This is a genomic window from Noviherbaspirillum sp. (assembly GCF_035254865.1).
GTDB lineage: Bacteria > Pseudomonadota > Gammaproteobacteria > Burkholderiales > Burkholderiaceae_D > Noviherbaspirillum.
This window is the reverse complement of the sequence record NZ_DATFAF010000009.1, coordinates 1-22,144: the sequence shown is the minus strand read 5'-3', so window position 1 is coordinate 22,144 and position 22,144 is coordinate 1. Positions and strand designations below refer to the sequence as shown.

Sequence of the window (22,144 nt, the reverse complement as noted above, 5' to 3'; positions counted from 1 at the left end):
ACATGAACTATTCCATTATCGATACCGGCAACAGCCGCTCCTTCCCGGCCGCGCATGCCTTGCTGGAAGGGAAGGCGGCGGATGGCGAGGTCGTCATCCTGATCGGACAACAAGCCGGCGCTGCACTGGCGAAGGTGCAGGGCGCCGACAAGAAGGCCGCCATTCTGATCGAGCTCGGCACCGAATGCCTCGGCGTGCATACCGGCGAAAGCCGCGGCAAGGAAGGCTCCAACGTGCTCGGCTTCAATCGCTTCCGCCTCGGCGACGCCGATCCGTCCAACCTGGTCGAGCTGGTGCGCCAGCCGAATACGCCGGAGTCCGCGATCAATGCCGCCAAGGCGGTGCTGGAAGGCGCGGGACTGATGGTCGCGGTGTGCTTCGACTTCGCCGGACGCATCATCGACCGCCTGGTGCGTCCCTACTACAACGCCGCATTGCGCCGCCTCGACGAAGGCCTCGCTACCGCCGACGACATGGACCTCACGCTGCGCCTCGGCCTAGGCTATCCGGAAGGCCCGATCGCGCTGCTGGAGCGTACCGGTCTTGAACATCACTTCGATGTCACGCAGTCGCTGTTCGACGCGCTCGGCGAATCGCCCTACGCGCCGGCCCGCCGCGCTCGCGTGGCGAAGGTGCGCGCCCAGAAAAAGGAAGGCTGACATGATGCGTCCGCTAGAAGGGGTGCGCGTCCTCGACTTCAGCACGCTGCTCCCCGGTCCGCTGGCGACACTGGTGCTGGCCGAGGCCGGTGCCGAGGTGATCAAGATCGAACGTCCCGGCCGTGGCGACGAAATGCGCAGCTACGTGCCGAAGTTCGGCGACGACAGCGTCAACTTCGCGCTGCTCAACCGCGGCAAGCGCAGCATCGCCATCGACCTGAAGGAGAAGGGCGTGGTCGACAAGCTGCGCGGCCTGATCGAAAGCGCCGACATCGTGGTCGAGCAATTTCGCCCCGGCGTGATGGATCGCCTCGGTCTCGGCTATGAAGCGCTGTCGGCGATCAACGACAAGATCATCTATTGCGCGATCACCGGCTACGGCCAGTCCGGTCCGCGCGCCAACGTGGCCGCGCACGACCTGAACTACGTCGCGGAATCGGGCATGCTGGGCCTGACGGCCGGTTCGGATGGCGCACCGGTGCTGCCGCCCGCGCTGATCGCGGACATTGCCGGCGGCACCTATCCGGCCGTGGTCAACATCCTGCTGGCATTGCGCCAGCGCGACCGCAGCGGCAAGGGCTGCAAGCTGGACATCGCGATGGCGGACAACCTGTTCACCTTCCTCTACTGGGCGCTGGGCAACGGGCAGGTGGCGGGGCAGTGGCCGACACCGGGCGGCGACCTGGTGACCGGCGGCACGCCGCGCTACCAGATCTATCGCACCAAGGACAACAAGTTCCTCGCCGCCGCGCCGCTGGAAGACAAGTTCTGGGCAAACTTCATCGAAGCGATCAACGCGCCGCGCGAACTGCTCGACGACAGCCAGTCGCCCGAGTCCGTGAAGGCGCGCATCCAGGAAATCATCGGTGCGCAGAGCGCCGCGCACTGGCGTGCGGTGTTCGAAGGCAAGGATGTGTGCTGCGCGATTGTCGCCACCATGCAGGAAGCGATGGCGGATACGCATTTCCGCGAACGCGGCGTGTATTCGCGCGAACTGGCCAGCGGCGGCAAGCACATCACCGCGCTGCCGGTGCCGGTGCAGGATGCCTTCCGCGGCCATGACCAGTCCAGCGGCTATCCGGGATTGGGCGAGGCCAACAAGGATTTCGGCATCGACTGATGCCTGGTGCAGCAATGATTCAACTGTCCACGGAAAACACGGAAATCACGGAAAAGGCTAGAGAATATTTCCGTGATTTCCGTGTTTTCCGTGGACATGAAGTGATTTTCCGGCACGCTGCAATGCCAGCATTGCGGGCTGGATTGAAGGTGATGCAGTGATGATTTATCTGTCCACGGAAATCACGGAAAAAACCAGAGAATATTTCCGTGTATTTCGTGCCTTCCGTGGCCCCCCACAAATTCAACGAGAACAATTCCTATGCGAGCAATCCTGATCAGGGAACACGGTGAGCCGGAGACCCTCAAGATCGAAGAAGTGCCCACTCCCACATTCGGGGACGACGATGTATTGATCGATGTGCATGCGATCGGCGTGAACTATCCCGACCTGCTGGTGATCAGCGGCCAGTACCAGATCCTGCCGGCGCGCCCGTTCAGCCCCGGCAAGGATGCTGCCGGCGTGGTCGCGGCGGTGGGACGCAATGTCAAGTCCTGCAAGCCGGGCGATCGGGTGGTGGCGCAGGTGGAATCCGGCGCTTATGCGGAACAACTGGTGGCGCGCGCCAGCAATACCTTCGTGATGCCCGACAGCATGCCGTTCACCGATGCTGCCGCGATGGGCCTGGTGTACCAGACCGCGCACTTCGCATTGGTCGAGCGCGGCCAATATCAGAAGGGTGAAACCGTGTTGGTCAATGGCGCGGCTGGCGGTGTCGGCCTCGCTGCGGTACAGATCGCCAAGGGCCTCGGCGCAACGGTGCTGGCAGGTGTCAACAATGACGAACATGCGAAGCTCGCGAAGGCGAACGGCGCCGACACCATCATCAATCTCGCCGCCGACAACCTGCATGAGTCGCTGCGCCAGCAGGTGTACAGCGTGACCGGCGGACGCGGCGTCGATGTCGTGCTCGATCCGCTGGGCGGCGATGTGTTCGACGCGGCGCTGCGCGCCATGGCGTGGCGCGGCCGCATGGTGGTGATCGGTTTCGCGGCCGGACGCATTCCCGTCATCAAGGCCAACTATCTGCTGGTCAAGAACATCCTCGTCTCGGGCCTGCAATGGAGCGATTATCGCGAGCGCGATCCGGCGTGGGTGCGCCGCGTGCAGGACGAACTGTTCGCGCTCTACACCGACGGCAAGATCAAGCCGAACGTCATGCGGAGCTTCCCGATGGAAGAGTTCGCCAGCGCGCTCGCGCTGGTCAAGGCGGGCAAGGTGCAGGGCAAGGTGGTGCTGACCACGCCGCGCGCCAAGGCTTGAGCGGGGAGTGACTACCATGAACACTGCATTGGCGTCCTCCAGCATCGTCGGCGTCGTCGGCAGCGGTGCGATGGGTTCCGGCATCGCGCAAGTCGCCGCGGCCGCCGGCCATCCGGTCAGGCTGTACGACACCCGCCCGGAGGCGGTCGAGAAAGCGATCGCCGGCATCCGCAAGACCTTCGGCATGCTTGCCGAGAAGGGCCGCATGACGGCGGAAGCGGCGGACGCCGCCGGGCAGCGCCTGAGCGTGGCGGATTCGCTCGCAGGCTTCGCCGATGCCGGCCTGGTGATCGAGGCGATTGTCGAGAACCTCGACGTCAAGCGCCGCCTGTTCGCCGACCTCGAGGGCATCGTCGGTGACGACTGCATTCTCGCCACCAATACTTCCTCGATTTCCGTCACCGCACTGGCCGCCAACCTGCGCCTGTCGGGCCGTTTCGCCGGCATGCATTTCTTCAATCCGGTGCCGTTGATGGCGCTGGTGGAAGTCATCAGCGGACTGGCGACCGATCCGCAGGTTGCGCAAACAATTTATGCGACCGCCTCCGCCTGGGGCAAGAGCCCGGTCTACGCGCGCTCGACGCCCGGCTTCATCGTCAATCGCGTGGCGCGTCCGTATTACGCCGAAGCGCTGCGCCTGCTGAACGAGCAGGCCGGCGAACCGGCCACCATCGACGCCATCCTGCGCGAAGCCGGCGGATTCCGCATGGGGCCCTTCGAGCTGATGGATCTGATCGGCCACGATGTGAATTTCGCGGTCACGCAATCGGTGTTTCAGGCCTACTTCAACGATCCGCGCTTCACGCCCTCGCTGGTGCAGCAGGAACTGGTCAACGGCGGCTTCCTCGGCCGCAAATCGGGCCGCGGCTTTTACCGCTACGGCGATGACAGCACGCCGCCCGCGCCGCACACCGAAGCGCAAGCCGATGCGCCGCAGCAAGTGACGGTAAAGAGCTCCGGGCTGGTGGCCGAGGCGATCGCGTCACGTGCGGCCTCCGCCGGCGTCGCGGTGACGCGCGTGCTGGGATCGCAGGAAGACGACGCCCTGCTGAAATGCGGCGGTGCGGTGCTCTATCTGACCGACGGCCGCAGCGCCACGCAACGCGCCGCCGACAACGGTCTTGCGAACACCGTTCTGCTCGATCTCGCGCTCGACTACACCAAGGCGACCAGGGCCGCCTTGTGCCCGGCCGACCAGTGCACGCCCGAGGCCTATCGCGCCGTCGTCGGCCTGCTGCAGGTATGCGGCTTCAAGGTATCGCGTCTGGGCGACGTGCCCGGTATGGCGGTGATGCGCACCGTGGCGATGCTGGCCAATGAAGCGGCCGATGCGGTCAACCAGGGCGTGTGCGATGCGGCGGCGGCCGACACCGCGATGCTCAAGGGCGTCAATTATCCGCGCGGCCCGCTAGCCTGGGCCGACACGATAGGCTTGCATTACCTGATGCGCGTGCTGGGCAACCTGGGACGCAGCTATGGCGAAGACCGCTATCGCATTTCGCCGCTGATCCTGCGCAAGGTGTGGAACGGCAGCACGTTTCATGGGTGAGCTCCGCGGCCGCCGGGCGGACGAACCGAACCATTACTCTCGAGGAAAACAACATGACTGAAGCCTTCATTTGCGACGCCATCCGCACGCCCTTCGGCCGCTACGGCGGCGCGCTGGCGCAAGTGCGCGCCGACGACCTGGCGGCGATTCCGATTCGTGCGCTGATGGAGCGCCATCCGGGCGTGGACTGGGCGGCGCTGGACGATGTCGCCTACGGCTGCGCCAACCAGGCCGGCGAAGACAATCGCAACGTCGGCCGCATGGCCGCCTTGTTGGCCGGCTTGCCTGATAGCGTTCCGGGCAACACCATCAACCGCCTGTGCGGATCGAGCATGGACGCGGTCGGCAGCGCGGCGCGCGCCATCAAGTCGGGCGAGACAGCGCTGATGATCGCCGGCGGCGTGGAAAGCATGACGCGCGCGCCCTTTGTCATGGGCAAGGCCGACAGCGCGTTCTCGCGCGGCGCGAAGATCGAGGACACCACCATCGGCTGGCGCTTCGTCAATGCGCTGATGAAGGCGAAGTACGGCGTCGACAGCATGCCGGAGACGGCGGAAAACGTGGCGCGCGAATTCGGCATCGCGCGCGCCGATCAGGACGGCGTGGCGCTCAGGAGCCAGCAGCGCTGGGCAGCGGCCAATGCCGCCGGCTTCTTCCGCAACGAAATCGTGCCGGTCACCATTCCGCAGAAGAAGGGCGAGCCGAAGGTGTTTGCCGCCGACGAGCATCCGCGCCCCGACACCACGGTGGAAGCCCTGGCGAAGCTGAAGGGCGTGGTCAGCCCCGAAGGCAGCGTCACCGCCGGCAATGCCTCGGGCGTGAACGACGGCGCCTGCGCGCTGCTGCTGGCATCGGAAGCCGCCGCCGGCCGCCACGGGCTGACGCCGCGCGCGCGCATCCTCGGCATGGCAACTGCCGGCGTGGCGCCGCGCATCATGGGTTTCGGCCCGTCGCCCGCCTCGAAAAAGGTATTGGCCCTGACCGGCCTGCGCATCGACCAGATGGATGTCGTCGAGCTCAACGAAGCCTTCGCCGCGCAGGCGCTGGCCGTCACGCGCGATCTCGGCCTCGCGGACGATGCCGCGCAGGTCAACCCGAACGGTGGTGCCATCGCGATCGGCCATCCGCTCGGCGCATCCGGCGCCCGCCTGGTCACCACGGCGCTCAACCAGCTGGAACGCACCAGGGGCCGCTACGCGCTGTGCACCATGTGCATCGGCGTGGGGCAGGGCATCGCGCTGATCATCGAGCGCGTGTGAGTCGGACAGAAGGTGCGGCCAAGGTCTGGTTTACGGCGATCCGGTTTTCGCGAATTTCCAACAAAGTGCGGGAAACAAGTGTGACATCTGATCAATCGCGGGGCTACAATCTGTTTCAAATCGGATAGATTGGAGTGCGACTTGTCACAATCGCAGCCCCGTGATATTGCGTCTGCCCAGCGACTGAGGCTCGTCCGGACACTGCTTTCCATCGGTTTCTATGTGCTGTGCGACCTCGTCATGGCGTTTTGCGCCTGGTACGGCCTGTATCCGCTGTTTCCCTTGGCCGGGTATTCCATCGGCGTCATCGTGGTGTCCGCCACCTTCCTTGGGCTCATCCATTCCGGGCGGAACCTGCGCTTCAGCGACCCAAGCATGACCAAGGCGCAGACCATCGGTTCGATCCTCCTGTGCAGTTACACCATCATCTATGCCGGCCCGCTGCGCGGCACCTTCATCTATGCCTATGTCATCAGCATCATGTTCGCCGGCATGCATCTCTCGTTCCGGCAACTGATCCATCTTGCGCTGCTGCCGCTGGCCCTGTTCCCCTTCGTCGTCGCGCTCGCTTCCCGCCATGACCCGGCAGGCGTCGACTGGCGAATCGAGTTCGTGCACTGGATCTCGCTGTGGGTGATCCTGGGATTCACCACCGTGCTGACCGGCACGCTAAGCCAGCTGCGGGCAAGCCTGAAGGCCAGCAATGCGGAACTGAAAGCGGCACTGGCGCGGCTGACCGAAATGGCCGAGCGCGATGCGCTGACCGGACTGTACAACCGGCGCTACCTGCTCGACATGCTGCATCGGGAGAAGAACAGGGCGGAACGCAGCAATGGCAGCTTCTGCGTGTGCGTCATCGATATCGATCATTTCAAGCGCATCAACGATACCTGGGGCCACGGCGGAGGCGACATCGTGCTGCGCACCTTTGCCGGGCTGGCCGCACGCTGCATCCGGTCGACCGATCTGCTGGGCCGATGGGGCGGGGAGGAATTCCTGCTGATTCTGCCGGAAACCTCGATCGCCGTCGCCGAGTCCTGCATCCTGCGCATACAGCGCGAGCTGGCCCATGTCGAATTCGCCGCGCTCGAACCGGATTTCCGCGTCACCGTGTCTGCCGGCATTGCACCCTGCATTCCGGGTCAGACCATGGACGAGCTGATCGAATGCGCCGATCAGGCGATGTACGCCGCCAAGCGCGCCGGCCGCAACCGCGTGGTCAAGGCCGACGAGCAAGTCTGCGTGAAATGATCTGGCGCAGCATGCATTGCCTTTTGTCCGGCTAGAATTTCCCGCAGGTCCACACTTGCCGGGGCATTCATCATGCCGCCAAGACTCATCCGGATACTGTTGCCGCTGCTGATGCGCATCGCCTCGGCGGGCGCCGCATTCCTGCCCCTCGCGTTGGACGCTGCCGCCGTGCCCTACGACGAGGCAAAAGCCGCATCGGTGGATGCGGTGATCCGTTACCACGAGTTGTCATCCGGTTCCCGCAACAGCGTGACCAGGCCGGCCCCGGCAGTGGATTGGGGCGCGGTCCCGCCGCCCTTCAAGGCGTATCCGGGCGTCGCCCATGTCGCACTGGAGCGAAGAGCGGCCGGCGCGCGCGGCTTGAGCGACGCGCTGCGCAGTCCCGCCCTGCACAGGCAGCGCTTGCGGCGCGACGAGCTGGGCGAGATGCTGTACCTGTCGGCCGGCGTGACCGGTCGGCGCGAAGGGAACGCATTGCGCGCCGCGCCCTCCGCCGGCGCACTCTATCCGATTGAACTGTACCTCGTGGCGCGTGCGGTCGATGGCCTTCCGGCCGGCTTGTATCACTACGACCCCGAGCATCATCGTCTCGATGCGCTGGGCGCCGCGCCGGCGCGGTTCGGCGCGCCCGAAGCGGAAGGCGCCGATGCCGTGGCGCTGCTCAGCGCCGTGTTCCGTCGCACCGGCAACAAGTATCGCGACCGCGCTTACCGTCTTGCGGTAGCGGACGCCGGCCACCTGATGGAAAACCTGCGGCTGGCGGCGCACCAGACGGGCATGCAGGCAAGGCCGCTCGCGCAATTCGACGACGCGCTCGTGGCCAGGGCGCTCGGCATCGACGGCGTCGAGGAGGGCGTGCTTGCGGTCATGCAAATGCGGCATGCGACTGATGCGCCGGCGGCCGGCACGCGATCGCCGGCGCATTTCGTCCCGGCACCGATGCCGCAGGGCACGGCGCTCGGCATCACCGGCATGGCACAAGAGGCGACCTCCTTGCGCCTTGTGCCGGAAGAGAAGCAAGCGGGAGCCATCGCATTGCCGCCGCCGCTGCCCGCCACGCAAGACCTGCGCGAAGTCATCGTCGGTCGCCGCAGCACGCGCCGCTTCCTCGCTGATCCGGTGCCGCTGGCCATGCTGTCCTCGATGCTGGCCGACATGGCCTTGCCGCCGCTACTCTCGGATGCGATCAATATCCATCTGGTCGTCAATCGCGTTGCGGGATTGCCGGCGGGCGTCTATCGCTATGTGCCCGGCCATGCGCTGGTGCCGGTGCGCCAGGGCGATTTCGCCGCCGCCGCGCAATCGGCCGCCTTGTCGCAACCGGTGATCGGCAATGCCGCCGTGGTGCTGGTGCTGTCGGCCGACCGTGAGCGCATGCTGGCCCAAGGAGCGCGCGGCTATCGCCATGCCTATCTCGAAGCGGGCATGCTGGGCGAACGCTGGCTGCTCGGCGCCGTCGCGCGCGGACTGGCGGCTTGTCCGGTCGGCGCGTTTTACGATGATGAGGCGGCGGCGCTGATTGCCGTGGATGCGCAGCGCGAATGGGTGCTGCATTTTGCCACGCTGGGCAAGGCGGAGAAATAAGAACCTGTTTAGTGTCTTTTTAGCAGGCGCGCAGCCTCCTGAGCAGGCCGTATACTAGGCGCGGCGACGCGACGTAGTGGTGCTACGGCAAGGAGCTGCAACAACGTAGGCGGCCAGCTCAGGAGGCTGCCCGGAGGGTTCTGCCGGGAAGGGCGCATTGCGGCGTTGCGCCGCTTGCGCAGACGCCCAGTCTGAGCGGCGCGGCGCGTCTTGCACTGCATCCCTTCCCGGTAGAACGCGCCTGCCAAAAAGACACTAAACAGGTTCTAAGATCATTCCGCCATCGTCTCGAACCCAGCGCGCGTCATGCGCACGCCTTGCATCGCTTGCGGCAGCGCTTCGGCTTCCGGCCGATGCGGATCGATGAACAGGTCGCCAAGGTTGGTGTCCGACGACTTCCCCAGCAGCGACGCGCCGCCGCCGTCGATGCGGCCGGCCAGCCAGGCGTCGGCCACTTCCCGTCCGAGTTCCTTCAAATGCTGCAGGAAGGCGAGCGCCGTGTTGCTCTTGCTCGCCACGCCGTAGCCCGCCATCTCCGCATGCGGCGGTATGTAGTGCATCAGGATTTCCATCTTGTTGTGCAGCTTGCCGCCCGCCTGCCTGGCATAGGCCTCGGGCGGCACCTGGCGCAGCAGCTCGTTGACCTCGTGGATGCGCTTGATCTCGGCGATCAGCGAGGCATTGAAGGTGATTTCGTTCATGCGGTCGATGATCTTCCAGGCGGTATTCGGCGGCAGTTCTGACTTTGCCTCGACGATGGGATTGACGCCGACGATGACCAGGTCGCGCGTTGTCTCCTTGTGATGCTCGATCAGCGGCGCCAGCGCGGGGTCGGCGACATAGCCGCCATCCCAGTAATAATCGCCGTCAATGAGCACCGCGCGATCCGCCACCGGCAGGCAGGCGGAGGCGAGCAGGTGCGGCACGCCGATTTCCTTCTTGGTGAAGCTTTTCGGCTGGCTGGTGCGCACGTTGGTGGCGCAGACGTAGAGCGCGGGGCCGATGCGGCTGTGCTTGAGCACCTCCAGATCGATGCAGTCGGCAATCGCCAGTGCAATCGGATTCTGCCTCGGCGCGAACGGCGACTGATACGGCGAACTGATGAGCGATAGCGCATTGAGCGCGACCGGCACCGGCAGGCCGTCGATGTTCCACGAGGGATGCAGCGGATTGGCGGTGAAGCGGTAGGGATTCCAGTACAGGTTGCCGAGCGCCGCCACGTCGATCCAGAACTTGTCGAGCAGCGCGCGGGTATTGGTGCGGCGCGCTGCGGCGTCGAGCGGATGGCCGTCCAGGTCATGCTCCAGCGAGAGGCCGTAGGCCAGCACGGCGGCGATCATCGCGCCGCCGCTGGTGCCGCTGACGGCCGCGATGTCGATGTGCTCATCCTGCAGCAAACGGTCGACCACGCCCCACACATACGCGGTGTGTGCACCGCCGCCCTGCAGCGCCAGCATGATCCTGTTCCTGTTTTGCGTCGGCATGATGGAAGCCTTTCGGGTTGACATGAGGATGCGCCGCGCCGGGAGCGCAGGCAGGGACCAATGTAATGAAGCCGACATGTGCACGCAAATCCGCATGCATGCCGCGCGACATGCATCAATAGCGATGGTCTGTGCGATGCCTGCGCGAAACAAATCCGGTGCAAACCGCAGGCGCGCTCACGCCGCTTGTTCCTGCAGCGGCGCGTTCTTCCAGAACAGGGATTTCCCGATCAGATACTCCATGCCCGTTGCGCCGGCCAGCATGCCGGAGCCGGCCACCATCAACTGCATCGGCGACAGGATTTGCGCCAGGCCCCAGAACAGAATGAGCGACAGCATGCGCAGCGCCCACAGCACGAATTCGCGCGCGAAGATGCGGTCCGACAGCTCGCCGTGGATATCGAGCGTGCATTGATTGAGCACTTGCTGGCCGGCCGACAGGAAGGGCACGGCGGCCGCGCGCAGCACCGAGTAGGCGATGTACAGCGCGGGCATCCAGACACTGGCGCCGAGCAGCATGAACGCCAGGCCGACCGCCGCGCTGGCGCCGCCGAACCAGTTGGCGCGGTTGTGCAGGTGGCGGCTGTGGCGCGTGGTGAAAAGCGCAAGGCCACCGACCAGTCCGGCCAGCGTGGCGACCCAGCCGAAACGGCTGGCCGAGCCGAGCGCATTGACCGCGCCGGCCGAGGCCATCGCCTGGCTGATGCCGAACAGGCCGGATTCCAGAAAAAACAGCGGCAGGCAGGCGACGAATTGCGGCTGGCGAATCACCGCCAGCGGCGCCTTGAGCGACACCGGCGCGGTATCCGGTATCGACTTGCCGAAGAAGACGCCGCCCAGCAGGCAGAGCGCGCCATACATCCAGTACACGTAGCGACTCTGCTCGGAAAAGCCCGTCAGCAGCAGCGTCGCGATCAGCGTGAAAGCGACGCTCAGCATCACCGAGATGGTGACCGAATGGGAGGCATAGCCGTCGCGGTCATGATCCTGCAGCAGCGACATCTCGAGCGAATGCCGCGCGCCCCAGGTCACGCCCATGAAGGATCCGTAGGCAATCGCCATGGTGGTGACCGAGCGCCCGCCGACAAGCAGCAGCACGCCGGGGAACAGGAAGCCGAGGCGGAACAGCCGCCGCCCGCTCAGCCGCAAGCGCGGGCCGAGCAAATAGGTGATGAAGGTCGCCGCCATGGCCGCCGTCAGCATGCCGGCGGTATAGCGGAACATGGCCTGCAGGTCTTCCCGTCCGACGACGAAAAAACCGATGAATCCGCCCAGGCTGCCGACGGCGCCTTGCAGGCCGATCAAGGGGAGGAGTGCGCGTTGATGCGGGCTCAACTTCATGTCCATGCGGGATAAGTGGTCGCGCCATCGCCCTCCGGCATGCATGGTTCGGCTAACGGGAAGGCGGTCTGGCGGGCGGCGTCAGTACGATGCCGGCGCTCCCGTGGGCGGAGCGTCCACTGCGGACATCACCGGTGCCGGCGACACACTCATGCGGCCCTGTCCGGGCTCTGTTTGAACCGGTGCGACCGGGGCTGCGCTGGTAAGGCTGGGCGAGGATTGCACATTGCTCAACTGGGTCTCGGGCAAATCGCTTCCGCCACCGCAACCGGCGAAGACAAACAAGGCGGCGGCAAGGCAGGCGGCGTGATGCAGAAAACGCGATGACAGGCCATGATCGGCTTGCCGATTCCGGGATGATTTCAGCATGAACAACTCCTCAGATAAGCGACAGTGATTCACTGTGGGCGCACTGTTGGTGAATAGCGCCTATCTGAGTTTTGACGCATAGAAATAGTTCCTCAAATAAATCTTGAAGGGAAGCTATTTGGAGGGATGCGGCGCGCCATGGCTGCACTGACGGATTGCCAATGACAAGCACGCCATTGAAAGGAGAGCAAGAAAATCAGCTCAACAGGCGGCTATGCTTGGGCAGTTGCGCGGCGAGGTAGTCGTGCTGATCGGCCAACACATTCCTGCCGCTGAGCAGATAATGTTCGGCGCGGCAGGGAATGTAGGGAACATACAGCAGCGGACGGAAGTGCTGGACCAGCTTGTCGCCCTTTTCCTGGTTGCAGCGGCGGCAGGCGGTCACGCAATTCATCCAGGTATCCTTGCCGCCACGCACGCGCGGAAGAATGTGATCGCGCGACAAGTCCTTGTGGCTGAAACGGTCGCCGCAATAGGCGCAGGTATAGCGGTCGCGCTTGAACAGCAGGTAGTTCTGATTGCCGAGCGGGAGTTCGTTGCGCAGCTTGCGCGCCATGTGCTCGCTGCCGGCAATCGCGATGATCGGCTTGATGGTGATTCTCGATTGCAGTCCCGAGCGCTGGAAACCGCCGCGGAACACCATGCTCAGCCCGCCCAGCTCCCACGCCACCTTGCCGGTCGCGTAGTAGATCACTGCGTCTTGCGCCGGAATCCAGCCGAAAGGATTTCCCGCGATGTCGAGCGCCAGAATATGGGCAATCATTGCATCACCTGTGTTGCATCGTATGAACACCTGTCGTGTGCCGGGCGTGCGTCCTTCTGCCGGATTGCTGAAACGGAGTGCCGCCGGATTTCATCGGCGTCTTTCGGTCGTGCAGACGCGCACTTGTTTTGCCGGGCCTTTGCTGACCCTGTGCAGACAATGGATTGATAATAAAACTAAACGTTGACGGAGTGAATGATCCAGAGTAATTCCGTGTTCCCATTCTGCATTTTGTGTATGCCGCGCAACTATTGAAGGCCTGCGCCAGAGACTTCGTGCCCCTTATCCCTTCACGCACACCACCTGCCGCAAGGTGTGCATCGCCTCCACAGGTCGCGCTGCGCCTCCATCAGACTGTCGATCTCCTTGCAGGCCATCGGTATCTCGTCGATCACGCCCGCTTCCTTGCGGCATTCCACGCCGCGCGTTGTGATCGCCTGATCTTCGACGGGGACGCGCCGCTTCGCTTCGTGCCGGCTCATGATCCGCGCCGTGGCTGCCGCTGTGAAAGCTCTCCGCATTGCCCTTGCCGCGCACGATGTAGCTCTGGGCATCCATCGCGCCGGGGATGATGCCGAGTTCTCCCGCGCGTGCCGACACTGCACCCTTGCGGGTCAGCAGCACCTCACGCCAGAAATGCACCTCCTTCTGCACATAATGGTGACAATTCACCGCCTCCACATGTACATCGAAGGGCTTGGCAATCACCTTTCGCACCGCCACGTGAGCCGGAGTGCAGCATCAGCCGGACAAATCCCGTCTCGTCGAGGTACACCTCCACGAAATGATTACCGCCCAGCGCGCCAAGATGACGGCAATTGTTGGTATGGCGCAGCTTCGATGTTTTCTTGCAAATGCAGTCGAACTCCTCCTTCAATTGCGCCTCGATCGCACGCCGCGGGCCCACATCTTCGCCTGCGAACGGCGTCATTGGAATAGACCTCGGATCCTGCAATTAATTGCCCGGGCAATGCAATATCCGCCTCTTGAGGCGGCACAATATTTTCGCTCTCTAATTCTTCAAACGCATTATCGCGGCAACGGGACGGGGAATGACGGTATGAGCGGTTTTCTACTGGATATTTATACTGAGCCGTCGAATGACGACAGCAATCCGCTGGACCAGGTCGGCTACCGGCGGCAGGAGCCGGCCACCGGGACCGTGATTCACACGCTGGCGATGCCACCCGGGTAGATTGCGATGGCGATGGGCACGGCGAGTGCCGACGACACCTGGTCCTACGATGAAGACACGGCGATGCTGATTCGCGGGAAGGAAGAAACGTTCCATCATACCGACCGCAACACGCTTGTCCGGATCGGCCCGCCGACCCAGAATCCGCTGGCACGCCAGGCTTGATCCGGGCGCGAGGCCGGGCCGGCTTTGCCCTTACTTCTTCTCGCCCGCCGACCCCGGCTGCTCGGCAAGCCCGCTGGTATAAGTCGCCGCCGCCCGCCGCGCATGCGGCGCCGGTTTGCCCTCCAGCGGCGGCAAATCCTTCGCCTTCGACAGCGCGATGCCCGCCGCCTGCGCGACGCGCGTGCCAAAGTCATGGTCGCAATGCCACAAATGCCAGACCATGCGCAGCTGGATCGGCTCCGGGCATTGCTTCAGGTCACCGCTGATATTCGCGATCAGGTCCTCGCGCTCCCAATCCTCGAAGCTGCGATAGCGGTCGCCGGCCTGCTTGTAATCATCCGCGGTGCGCGAAGTCTGGTAGCGCCCGAGGTGGCCCTCGACCCATTGGTGGTATTCCTTCTCCGGCCTGGGCGCTTCCCGCACGCCGCCCAGCATGCTCGGCTCGTAGTTGATGTGCCTGTTCGCGCCGCTGTCATCGACGCCATAGGCCATCTGGCCATCGCGCTGGTTGGTGTGCGTCGACGCCTTTTCCTGCGGTGCGTTGATCGGCAATTGCAGATAATTGGGCCCGACGCGATAACGTTGCGTATCCGAATACGACAGCGTGCGTCCCTGCAGCATCTTGTCGTCCGAAAAGTCGATACCGTCCACCAGCACCCCGGTGCCGAACGCCGCCTGCTCCGTCTCCGCGAACACATTGTCCGGATTGCGGTCCAGCACCATGCGCCCGACCGGCAGCAACGGAAACTTGTCTTCCGGCCAGCGTTTGGTGTCGTCGAGCGGATCGAAGTCGAGCTCCGCATGCTCGTCGTCCGTCATGAGCTGCACGCAGAATTCCCATTCGGGGAAATCCCCGCGCTCGATGGCATCGTGCAAATCCTTGGTCGCATGGCCGACATCGTGTGCCTGGATCTCGGCCGCTTGCGCGGCCGTCAGGTTGCGCACGCCTTGCTTCGGCTGCCAGTGAAACTTGACGAGGTGCGCGACGCCTTCGTCGTTGACCAGCTTGTACGTATTGACGCCCGACCCTTCCATCTCGCGGTAGTTGGCCGGAATGCCCCACGGGCTTTTCACCCAGGTCAGCATGTGCAGTGCCTCCGGCGACTGCGACACGAAATCGTAAAAGCGCCACGGCTCCTGGCGATTGGTGACCGGGTCCGGCTTGAATGCGTGGATCATGTCCGGGAACTTGATCGCATCGCGAATGAAAAACACTTTCAGGTTATTGCCGACCAGGTCCCAGTTGCCGTCAACCGTCTTCAGCTTGACCGCGAAACCACGCGGATCGCGCGCCGTCTCCGGCGAGTCCTTGCTGCCGATCACAGTGGAAAACCGGACGAACACGGGCGTGCGCACACCTGTTTCGTTCAGCACCCTGGCGCGTGTGTAGGTCGATGCCGGTTCCTTGCCGATCTTTCCGTAGGCTTCGAAATAACCATGCGCACCGGTGCCGCGCGCGTGCACCACCCGTTCCGGAATGCGCTCGCGGTCGAAGTGCGTGATCTTCTCAATGAACTGATAGTTTTCCAGTGTGGCAGGGCCGCGCTCGCCGACCGAGCGCAATGACTGGTTGTCGCTCACCGGATGGCCCTGGCGGGTAGTGAGAATCGGACGTTCGTCGCTCATGACATGCCTTTCGGGTGCAGTGAAGAAGTCATGTTGACAACGGGTGGCGGTTTTCTATCCCGCGCTCGGCATTGTTGTTATTGCTGCCCAATACGGCGCGCATGCGAGTGCAATCATTGTGTTGCGGGAATAACTTTCGGACAGGAAGCGCCGCAGTCCCAGCTCTTGCGCTGCCTCAACCGATCCTCCCGCGCATCGGGTACCGTAGGCCAGCGAACTCAGCGCTCCAGCTATCTGCGCGGAAGGGTGCATGCCCTTCGGTCGCTGCCGAAGCTGCAAGGGAGAAATGCATGTCCAACAACCCACTGGCCCGCTGCACAGCGGTCACGGCCATCGCCCTGCTCCTGCTGCTGGGCGGATGTTCTCCGTCCGGCAAAGAGCAGACCTCTCCGCAGGCCGCCACGCCGGCCCCTGCGCCTGCCTCCACACCCGCCCCGGCGGCAGCACCGGCACGCGGCGTCGAACTGCCCAGCTTCGTCAACCTCGTCAAGCAGGCCGGACCGACCGTGGTGAACATCAGCGCCATCCAGCAGGGCCGACAGTCCGGTTTGCGTCCGGGAGATCCGCTGTATGAATTCTTCCGTCGCTTCGGCGCCACCCCCGACACCGGCGAAGCGCCGACGCTCAGCCTCGGCTCGGGCTTCATCATCAGCCAGGACGGCTACGTCCTGACCAATGCGCATGTCATCGACCAGGCCGACGAAGTCATCGTGAAGCTGACCGACAAGCGCGAGTTCAAGGCCAAAGTCATCGGCGCCGACGTCTACACCGATGTCGCGCTGGTCAAGATCAAGGCGGACGGCCTGCCCGTGGTGAAGATCGGCGATCCCGGCAAGGTCGAGCCCGGCCAATGGGTGGCCGCCATCGGCGCCCCCTTCGGCTTCGAAAACAGCGTCACCGTCGGCGTCGTCAGCGCCAAAGGGCGCCTGCTCCCGAACGGCAGCTATGTCCCCTTCATCCAGACCGACGTCGCCGTCAATCCCGGCAACTCCGGCGGTCCGCTGTTCGATACCGAAGGCGAAGTCATCGGCATCAATTCCCAGATCTACAGCGAGACCGGCGGCTACATGGGTATCTCGTTCGCGATACCGATCGACATCGCCACCGGCATTGCAAAGCAGTTGCGGGAAACCGGCAAGGTGGTGCGCGGCCGCATCGGCGTGCAGTTGCAGGAACTGACCCAGGACATTGCCTCGTCCCTGGGGTTGAAGGAGACGACTGGTGCGCTGGTCGCCGCCGTGCAGCGCGGCGGCCCCGCCGACAAGGCCGGCATCAAGCCGGGCGACGTGGTGGTGGCCTTCAATGGCCAGCCGGTGAAGACCACCGCCGATTTCGCGCGCCTGATCGGCGAGACCAAACCCGGCACGACGGTGAGCGCGGAACTGCTGCGCGGCGGAAAAAACGTGAGCGTGAAGATTACGCCGGACGCGCTGGAAGGCTAGGGCTGCGTTCCTCAAAGCAGCCGCAGCCCGCTTCCGTCGCAATGACGCGGTGCAGGTCGGCAAAGCGCGTCGTTGCGGTGTGGTCGAAGAGCGGGTCGGAAGGCGCTTGCGCCAGGTCCGCGCCGATGGCTTGCACGTCGCTCGCGTCGAGCATCGCGACGGCGAGCGGAAACAGGCTCAGTTCCTCGACCATCATGTTGTGCCGCAAGCGCTCCGCGTAGAGGCGGATTTCCAGCGGCAGCTGCGCCCACGACACGGTTTCCTCGCGCGCCGCCGATTCGAGATCGCGCATCAGCTCGCGTCCCTGCCGGGCCAGCACATGATGCTGGCGCTCGATCTCCTCGCCCAGATCGGCGGGCAGCGCCTTTTTGGAGCGCAGCGCGGCAACGATGCGATCCTCCACCGGATGATGGTGGACATCGGGGAATTGCGTCAGGTAAAACAGCACGTCGACCAGCAGGTTGATCTCGGAAGGCGCTGGCGGCAGCGCGGAGGGCGGCGCAGGGAACCTGGACAAGAGTCCGACCAGCTTGTCGAGATTGCGGTGTTCCCGCTGCAGCTGACTCACGAGCGTTTTCATATCATCGATCCTCATGTTGCGACGGCCGAAATCCGTCCGCGACGACTGTTCAGAACGAGCTCTTGACCATCATCAGCCGGATCTTTTCGATTGCGCGCGATGGCGCCAGGCCCTTCGGACACACTTCCGTGCAGTTCATGATGGTGCGGCAGCGGAACAGGCGATAGGCGTCGTTCAAATCATCCAGCCGTTCTTCCGTCGCCGTGTCGCGGCTGTCAGCAATAAAACGATAGGCCTGCAGCAATCCGGCCGGCCCGACAAACTTGTCCGGATTCCACCAGAAGGACGGACACTGGCTGGAGCAGCAGGCGCACAGGATGCACTCATACAACCCGTCGAGTTCCTCGCGCTCCTCCGGCGTCTGCAGGCGTTCCTTCTCCGGCGGGATCGTATCGTTGATGAGATACGGCTTGATCGAGTGGTATTGCTTGAAGAACTGCGTCATGTCCACCACCAGGTCGCGGATGACCGGAAAGCTCGGCAGGGGACGCAACACCACCGGCTCCTTCAGCCCTCTGATCGGCGTGATGCAGGCAAGGCCGTTGCGGCCGTTGATATTGATGGCATCCGAACCGCACACGCCTTCGCGACAGGAACGCCGGATGGTCAGCGAGTCGTCTTCCATCTTGATGCGCAGGATCGCGTCCAGCAGCATGTGGTCGGTGGGCGCCAGCGCGATATCGTAGTCCTGCATGTACGGTGCCTTGTCGGCATCCGGGTCGTAACGGTAGATCGAGAATCGCATGGCGGATCGCCTCACAGGAGCAAGAGAATACGCATGACCCACGCGGCCATGCCGACCAGATAGAAGCCGAGCAGCGCAAGAAGGGCGAGGCGCAGCGCCAGCGGCTTGATGTAATCCATCATCACATCGCGCAGACCGACCCAGGTATGCAGCAGCAGGGCGACAAAAAACAGCAAGGTTGCCATGCGCACCAAGGGTCCGCCGAGCCATGCGCGCCACGCCTCGAAGCCGTGCGGCGCATTCCACGCAAAGTGAACGAGTGCGAACAGGACGGCCAGCAGCATGTAGACGGCGGTGAAGCGCTGCACCGTCCATGCGCGCAATCCGGATAGCGCTTTTTTCAAAACAGAACTCCCGCGCTCAACAGCGCAATCACCACCGCGCTGCAATTGACAACCCATGCGCTGGTGCGCGCGGCCTGCAGATGCGACCCGACATCGATATCGCTGAGCAGATGGCGCACTCCCGCCAGCAGATGATGCGCCAGCGCCCAGATGAACAGCACCGCCAACAGCTTGAAGATAGTCTGTGCGAACATGCCGGCCACGCGCGCATAGCCTTGCGCATCGGCCAGCGACAGCCCGAGCAGATAGATGCAGAACGGCGTGCCGACCGCCAGAATGACGCCGGTGATGCGATGCAGGATGGAGGTCACGGAGCCGACCGGCATCTGCAATTGCGTCAGATTGAAAAATACCGGTCTTGGTCTGTTCATGGGTTTTTCCATCGGAATTTTCCGTGGGCAAAAATCATCAACGAGATGCAAGGAGATGCGTCGATCAATGCGGCATCATCGCATGCAATTGTTGCAAGCGGGCAAATCGACGGCACACCAAAGCAATTCGACAGCACATGAGCACGTCGGTTTTCACCGACGCCTTGCTTGCAGGAGAGAATGGGCAACGAATTCCCCGGCTATTTCCCCGTCATCGACGCGGTCGCCGTGCGCTCCGCGCCATAAGTCTTCGCCAAATAGTCTACCATCGCCGGAATATCTTCGTCCGCGAACTGTGCGCCGAACGGCTTTTTCATCTTCTGCACCGTCGCACTCCAGTAGCTGCGCGGCGACGACGGCGGCTGCATCTGCACATACTGCGCCGAATGGCAGGTCATGCAGTTCTCCAGCACCAGCTTGTATCCCGGCAGTCCGCTTTCCTTGAAGCGCGCGGTCTCGCGCGGCAAGGTGATGTCGAGCGCGCACACCGTCGAGCTCAGCGCCAGCGCCAAGCTTGCCAGCAGCAGGCGAGGCCATGCACGCCGCGTGTTGGTGGTTTCCATGGCCGGCCTCCTCATACCGCCACCACGTGCGTGGTCTCGACCACGTTGCGCATATAGCCGGGCGGATTCCACAGCGCGTTCATCGGCTGGCTCTGGCCGATGCGGTTGAGCGCGCGCACCATCAGCGCGTGCTTGCCGGCGCGTGGCGGAACGAAAGCGATGCTCCACTCGCGGAAGGAATAGCGGCCCAGATCCTTGCCCAGCTGCGCCGCCCGCCAGGTCTGCCCGCCGTCGCCCGAGAACGCCACCTCCGTGATCCCGTAGCCGCCGTCGAACGCAATGCCGCTCACCACGGTCTCGCGTCCAGCCGTCAGCTGTGCGCCCTCGGCCGGACTGGTAATGAAGGACCGCACATTGAAGCGCGCAATCGGCACCGTTTTCGCCGGCGTGGCGCCGGGCGGCACGCACGCGCAGTCGTTATCGGGAATGCGATAGGCCGGATTCATCCAGAAACCCTCGAACGGCTTGTCCAGCACCGCGATCTCGGACAAGTGCTTGACCCAATAGGTGCCGTAGTAGCCCGGCACCACCAGGCGCAGCGGATAACCGTTCAGCATCGGCAGATCCTCGCCGTTCATGCCCCACGCCAGCAGCACCTCGCCATCCAGCGCATGATCGATGTCGAGCGCCTTGATGAAATCCGGACCGTTGCCCACCGGCGGCTTGTCCAGGCCGTCGAAGGACACCTGCACCGCGCCCGCCTTCACCCCGGCTTTTTCGAGCACCTTCTTCAAGGGCACACCGGTCCAGCGCGCATTGCCCATCGCGCCGTTGCCCAGCTGGCCGCCATTGACGCGCGGCGAAAACAGCGCGCGGCTGTTGCCGGAACACTGGTTCACCGCGATTACCTCCACCGGATCCGCCATGCGCTTGATCTCGTCGAGCGACAGTGTTAGCGGCGTGTTCACCGCGCCGCCGACATGCAGGCGAAAGCTTTCCGGTGAGATGGAAGTCGGAATACCGCTCCAGTGATAGCGCACGAAAAACGCATCGTTCGGCGTGATCGGTCCCTCGCTGTACACGCTGAAAGGCGTTTCCAGTTGCGGCGGCCGGTGCGTGAGCACGATCAGCGGACGCTTCTGCGGAAAAGCCAACACATCGCGTTCCCCGTTGTCGAAGGGGAGCGTGATCTGGGCCGCGAGGGCGGAGAACGGAGTGAGCGATGCGCCGAGCGCGCCCAGACGTTCAAGAAATTTTCTGCGGCGAAAAAATTCCGGGCTGCGTTCCCGACAGGTCTTGATCATCGTCCCCTCCTCGCTGATCTGCAAAATATAGAGAGACAAATCGCGGAGTGCCAGCGGAATCTGATGCTTGTTCAACACAGCGCAAATCCGGCCTCCGCTTCGCTGATCGCCGTGAAAGGGTGTACCCTTTCAAGCTGGAAAGAATGTCACAGGCATCACACACGACATTTCATGCATACCGCCCGCAAACAACAACACAGGAGCAAGCAATGGCAGGCCAATTCGAAATCACCAGCATGGCGCTGTTCTGCGACTTCGAGAACATCGCCCTCGGTGTTCGCGACGCCAAGTACGCGCATTTCGACATCCGGCGCGTGCTGGAACGTCTGCTGCTCAAAGGCAGCATCGTGGTCAAGAAAGCCTACTGCGACTGGGACCGCTACAAGGACTTCAAGGCGCCCATGCACGAAGCCGCGTTCGAGCTGATCGAAATCCCGCATGTGCGCCAGTCCGGCAAGAACTCGGCCGACATCCGCATGGTCGTCGACGCGCTCGACCTCTGCTACACCAAGTCACATGTCGACTGCTTCGTCATCATCAGCGGCGACTCCGATTTCTCGCCGCTGGTCTCCAAGCTGCGCGAGAACAACAAGTACGTGATCGGCATCGGCGTCAAGGATTCCACCTCCGACCTGCTCGCCGCCAACTGCGACGAATTCATCTTCTACGACGACCTGGTGCGCGAGCAGAAACCCAAGCGCAAGCCCGCCGAAAAGAAAGCGCCGGCGAAGAAGAACACCAACGGCAGCACCAAGGCGCCCGCCCCGAAAACGGAAGAAGACAAGCGCCAGGACGCGCTCGACTTCGCCGTCGGCACCGTCGAAGCCCTCATCGCCGAGCGCGGCGAAGACGAAAAAATCTGGGGCTCGATGGTCAAGCAGACCATGAAGCGCCGCCGTCCCGGTTTCAACGAGTCGGCCTATGGCTACCGCTCCTTCAAGGAGCTGATGGAGGATGCGCAAAAGCACGGCCTGCTGCAGATCGTGCGGGATGAGAAGACGGGGCAGTACACGGTGCGCTTGGCGGCGGGGGAGGAGTGAGCGGCAGGGGATCGCACTATTTGCCTTCCAGGGCGTCGGCCAGCATGACGCCGGGGCGCGAAACGGCGCGATCTCCTTCGTAGCAGGACCTGGCATACGCGATCTGCTCCGGCAGTGCGGCAACCGATGCCAATGGCAGCATCGTGATGCGATCCTTGTTGCCCTTGCCTTCCCGGATCGTGATTTC

The 22,144-nt window shown here is 63.7% G+C and carries 23 protein-coding genes and 1 pseudogene; 12 read left to right on the top strand and 12 right to left on the bottom strand.

Annotation, left to right across the window (positions count from 1 at the left end; genetic code table 11):
• Positions 1-2 precede the first annotated feature (2 nt).
• The 8 genes from VJ651_RS02390 to VJ651_RS02355 all read left to right on the top strand — a co-directional run bounded on the left by VJ651_RS02390 (position 3) and on the right by VJ651_RS02355 (position 8,685).
• On the top strand, positions 3-659 hold the full coding sequence (locus VJ651_RS02390) for a 3-hydroxyacyl-CoA dehydrogenase family protein (RefSeq protein ID WP_324105884.1): 657 nt from the start codon (positions 3-5) through the stop codon (positions 657-659).
• A 1-nt stretch (position 660) separates the two neighbouring features.
• Entirely contained in the window at positions 661-1,779 is a 1,119-nt protein-coding gene (locus tag VJ651_RS02385) for a CaiB/BaiF CoA-transferase family protein (RefSeq protein ID WP_324105883.1), read from the top strand.
• A gap of 14 nt (positions 1,780-1,793) precedes the next feature.
• Positions 1,794-1,940, top strand: coding sequence for a hypothetical protein (locus VJ651_RS02380; RefSeq protein WP_324105882.1), 147 nt, complete (start codon positions 1,794-1,796; stop codon positions 1,938-1,940).
• Between the two features lie 100 nt (positions 1,941-2,040).
• Positions 2,041-3,042 (top strand): NADPH:quinone oxidoreductase family protein, encoded by a 1,002-nt coding sequence (locus VJ651_RS02375; protein ID WP_324105881.1) that lies wholly within the window; start codon positions 2,041-2,043, stop codon positions 3,040-3,042.
• Positions 3,043-3,058: 16 nt separating this feature from the next.
• Positions 3,059-4,591 (top strand): 3-hydroxyacyl-CoA dehydrogenase PaaH, encoded by a 1,533-nt coding sequence (gene paaH, locus VJ651_RS02370; RefSeq protein WP_324105880.1) that lies wholly within the window; start codon positions 3,059-3,061, stop codon positions 4,589-4,591.
• 53 nt (positions 4,592-4,644) lie between these two features.
• Complete coding sequence (pcaF, locus tag VJ651_RS02365; RefSeq protein ID WP_324105879.1) at positions 4,645-5,850, top strand: 3-oxoadipyl-CoA thiolase; 1,206 nt, start codon at positions 4,645-4,647, stop codon at positions 5,848-5,850.
• 141 nt (positions 5,851-5,991) lie between these two features.
• On the top strand, positions 5,992-7,101 hold the full coding sequence (locus VJ651_RS02360) for a GGDEF domain-containing protein (RefSeq protein ID WP_324105878.1): 1,110 nt from the start codon (positions 5,992-5,994) through the stop codon (positions 7,099-7,101).
• 72 nt (positions 7,102-7,173) lie between these two features.
• Positions 7,174-8,685 (top strand): SagB/ThcOx family dehydrogenase, encoded by a 1,512-nt coding sequence (locus VJ651_RS02355; RefSeq protein WP_324105877.1) that lies wholly within the window; start codon positions 7,174-7,176, stop codon positions 8,683-8,685.
• A 272-nt stretch (positions 8,686-8,957) separates the two neighbouring features.
• On the opposite strand, the gene VJ651_RS02350 is transcribed toward VJ651_RS02355, so the two are convergent.
• From VJ651_RS02350 to VJ651_RS02330, 5 genes and pseudogenes are all read right to left on the bottom strand, one after another.
• Positions 8,958-10,193: a patatin-like phospholipase family protein gene (locus VJ651_RS02350; protein WP_324105876.1), complete on the bottom strand. Its 1,236-nt coding sequence runs from the start codon at positions 10,191-10,193 to the stop codon at positions 8,958-8,960.
• Between the two features lie 153 nt (positions 10,194-10,346).
• A complete protein-coding gene (locus VJ651_RS02345) occupies positions 10,347-11,504 on the bottom strand; it encodes a hypothetical protein (protein WP_324105875.1) in 1,158 nt (385 codons plus the stop codon).
• An 87-nt stretch (positions 11,505-11,591) separates the two neighbouring features.
• Positions 11,592-11,879: a hypothetical protein gene (locus tag VJ651_RS02340; protein WP_324105874.1), complete on the bottom strand. Its 288-nt coding sequence runs from the start codon at positions 11,877-11,879 to the stop codon at positions 11,592-11,594.
• 196 nt (positions 11,880-12,075) lie between these two features.
• Positions 12,076-12,642: an HNH endonuclease gene (locus VJ651_RS02335; RefSeq protein ID WP_324105873.1), complete on the bottom strand. Its 567-nt coding sequence runs from the start codon at positions 12,640-12,642 to the stop codon at positions 12,076-12,078.
• A gap of 282 nt (positions 12,643-12,924) precedes the next feature.
• A pseudogene (locus VJ651_RS02330) lies at positions 12,925-13,525 on the bottom strand (RtcB family protein); the annotation flags it as partial.
• A gap of 177 nt (positions 13,526-13,702) precedes the next feature.
• Between VJ651_RS02330 and VJ651_RS02325 the strand changes: the two are divergent.
• Positions 13,703-13,837, top strand: a complete 135-nt coding sequence (locus VJ651_RS02325) for a hypothetical protein (protein ID WP_324105872.1) — start codon at positions 13,703-13,705, stop codon at positions 13,835-13,837.
• A gap of 6 nt (positions 13,838-13,843) precedes the next feature.
• Complete coding sequence (locus tag VJ651_RS02320; RefSeq protein ID WP_324105871.1) at positions 13,844-14,002, top strand: hypothetical protein; 159 nt, start codon at positions 13,844-13,846, stop codon at positions 14,000-14,002.
• A 30-nt stretch (positions 14,003-14,032) separates the two neighbouring features.
• On the opposite strand, the gene VJ651_RS02315 is transcribed toward VJ651_RS02320, so the two are convergent.
• Positions 14,033-15,628: a catalase gene (locus VJ651_RS02315; protein ID WP_324105870.1), complete on the bottom strand. Its 1,596-nt coding sequence runs from the start codon at positions 15,626-15,628 to the stop codon at positions 14,033-14,035.
• Positions 15,629-15,918: 290 nt separating this feature from the next.
• Here VJ651_RS02315 and VJ651_RS02310 point away from each other — a divergent pair, with 290 nt between their 5' ends.
• On the top strand, positions 15,919-17,070 hold the full coding sequence (locus tag VJ651_RS02310; protein WP_324105869.1) for a Do family serine endopeptidase: 1,152 nt from the start codon (positions 15,919-15,921) through the stop codon (positions 17,068-17,070).
• Here VJ651_RS02310 and VJ651_RS02305 read toward each other — a convergent pair.
• The 6 genes from VJ651_RS02305 to VJ651_RS02280 form a co-directional block, all read right to left on the bottom strand.
• Positions 17,045-17,650 (bottom strand): hemerythrin domain-containing protein, encoded by a 606-nt coding sequence (locus VJ651_RS02305; protein WP_324105868.1) that lies wholly within the window; start codon positions 17,648-17,650, stop codon positions 17,045-17,047. The genes VJ651_RS02310 and VJ651_RS02305 overlap by 26 nt on opposite strands.
• 49 nt (positions 17,651-17,699) lie before the next feature.
• Positions 17,700-18,395, bottom strand: coding sequence for a succinate dehydrogenase iron-sulfur subunit (locus VJ651_RS02300; RefSeq protein WP_324105867.1), 696 nt, complete (start codon positions 18,393-18,395; stop codon positions 17,700-17,702).
• An 11-nt stretch (positions 18,396-18,406) separates the two neighbouring features.
• A complete protein-coding gene (gene sdhD, locus VJ651_RS02295; protein WP_324105866.1) occupies positions 18,407-18,739 on the bottom strand; it encodes a succinate dehydrogenase, hydrophobic membrane anchor protein in 333 nt (110 codons plus the stop codon).
• Positions 18,736-19,110 carry a succinate dehydrogenase, cytochrome b556 subunit gene (sdhC, locus tag VJ651_RS02290; RefSeq protein WP_324105865.1) on the bottom strand — a complete coding sequence of 125 codons (375 nt, stop codon included), beginning with the start codon at positions 19,108-19,110 and terminating at the stop codon, positions 18,736-18,738. The genes sdhD and sdhC overlap by 4 nt, the downstream gene beginning before the upstream one ends.
• 200 nt (positions 19,111-19,310) lie before the next feature.
• Positions 19,311-19,673 (bottom strand): cytochrome c, encoded by a 363-nt coding sequence (locus VJ651_RS02285; RefSeq protein WP_324105864.1) that lies wholly within the window; start codon positions 19,671-19,673, stop codon positions 19,311-19,313.
• An 11-nt stretch (positions 19,674-19,684) separates the two neighbouring features.
• Positions 19,685-20,917 carry a molybdopterin-dependent oxidoreductase gene (locus VJ651_RS02280; RefSeq protein ID WP_324105863.1) on the bottom strand — a complete coding sequence of 411 codons (1,233 nt, stop codon included), beginning with the start codon at positions 20,915-20,917 and terminating at the stop codon, positions 19,685-19,687.
• A 209-nt stretch (positions 20,918-21,126) separates the two neighbouring features.
• On the opposite strand from VJ651_RS02280, the gene VJ651_RS02275 reads away from it, so the two are divergent.
• A complete protein-coding gene (locus tag VJ651_RS02275) occupies positions 21,127-21,957 on the top strand; it encodes an NYN domain-containing protein (protein WP_292934237.1) in 831 nt (276 codons plus the stop codon).
• Positions 21,958-22,144: the final 187 nt, after the last annotated feature.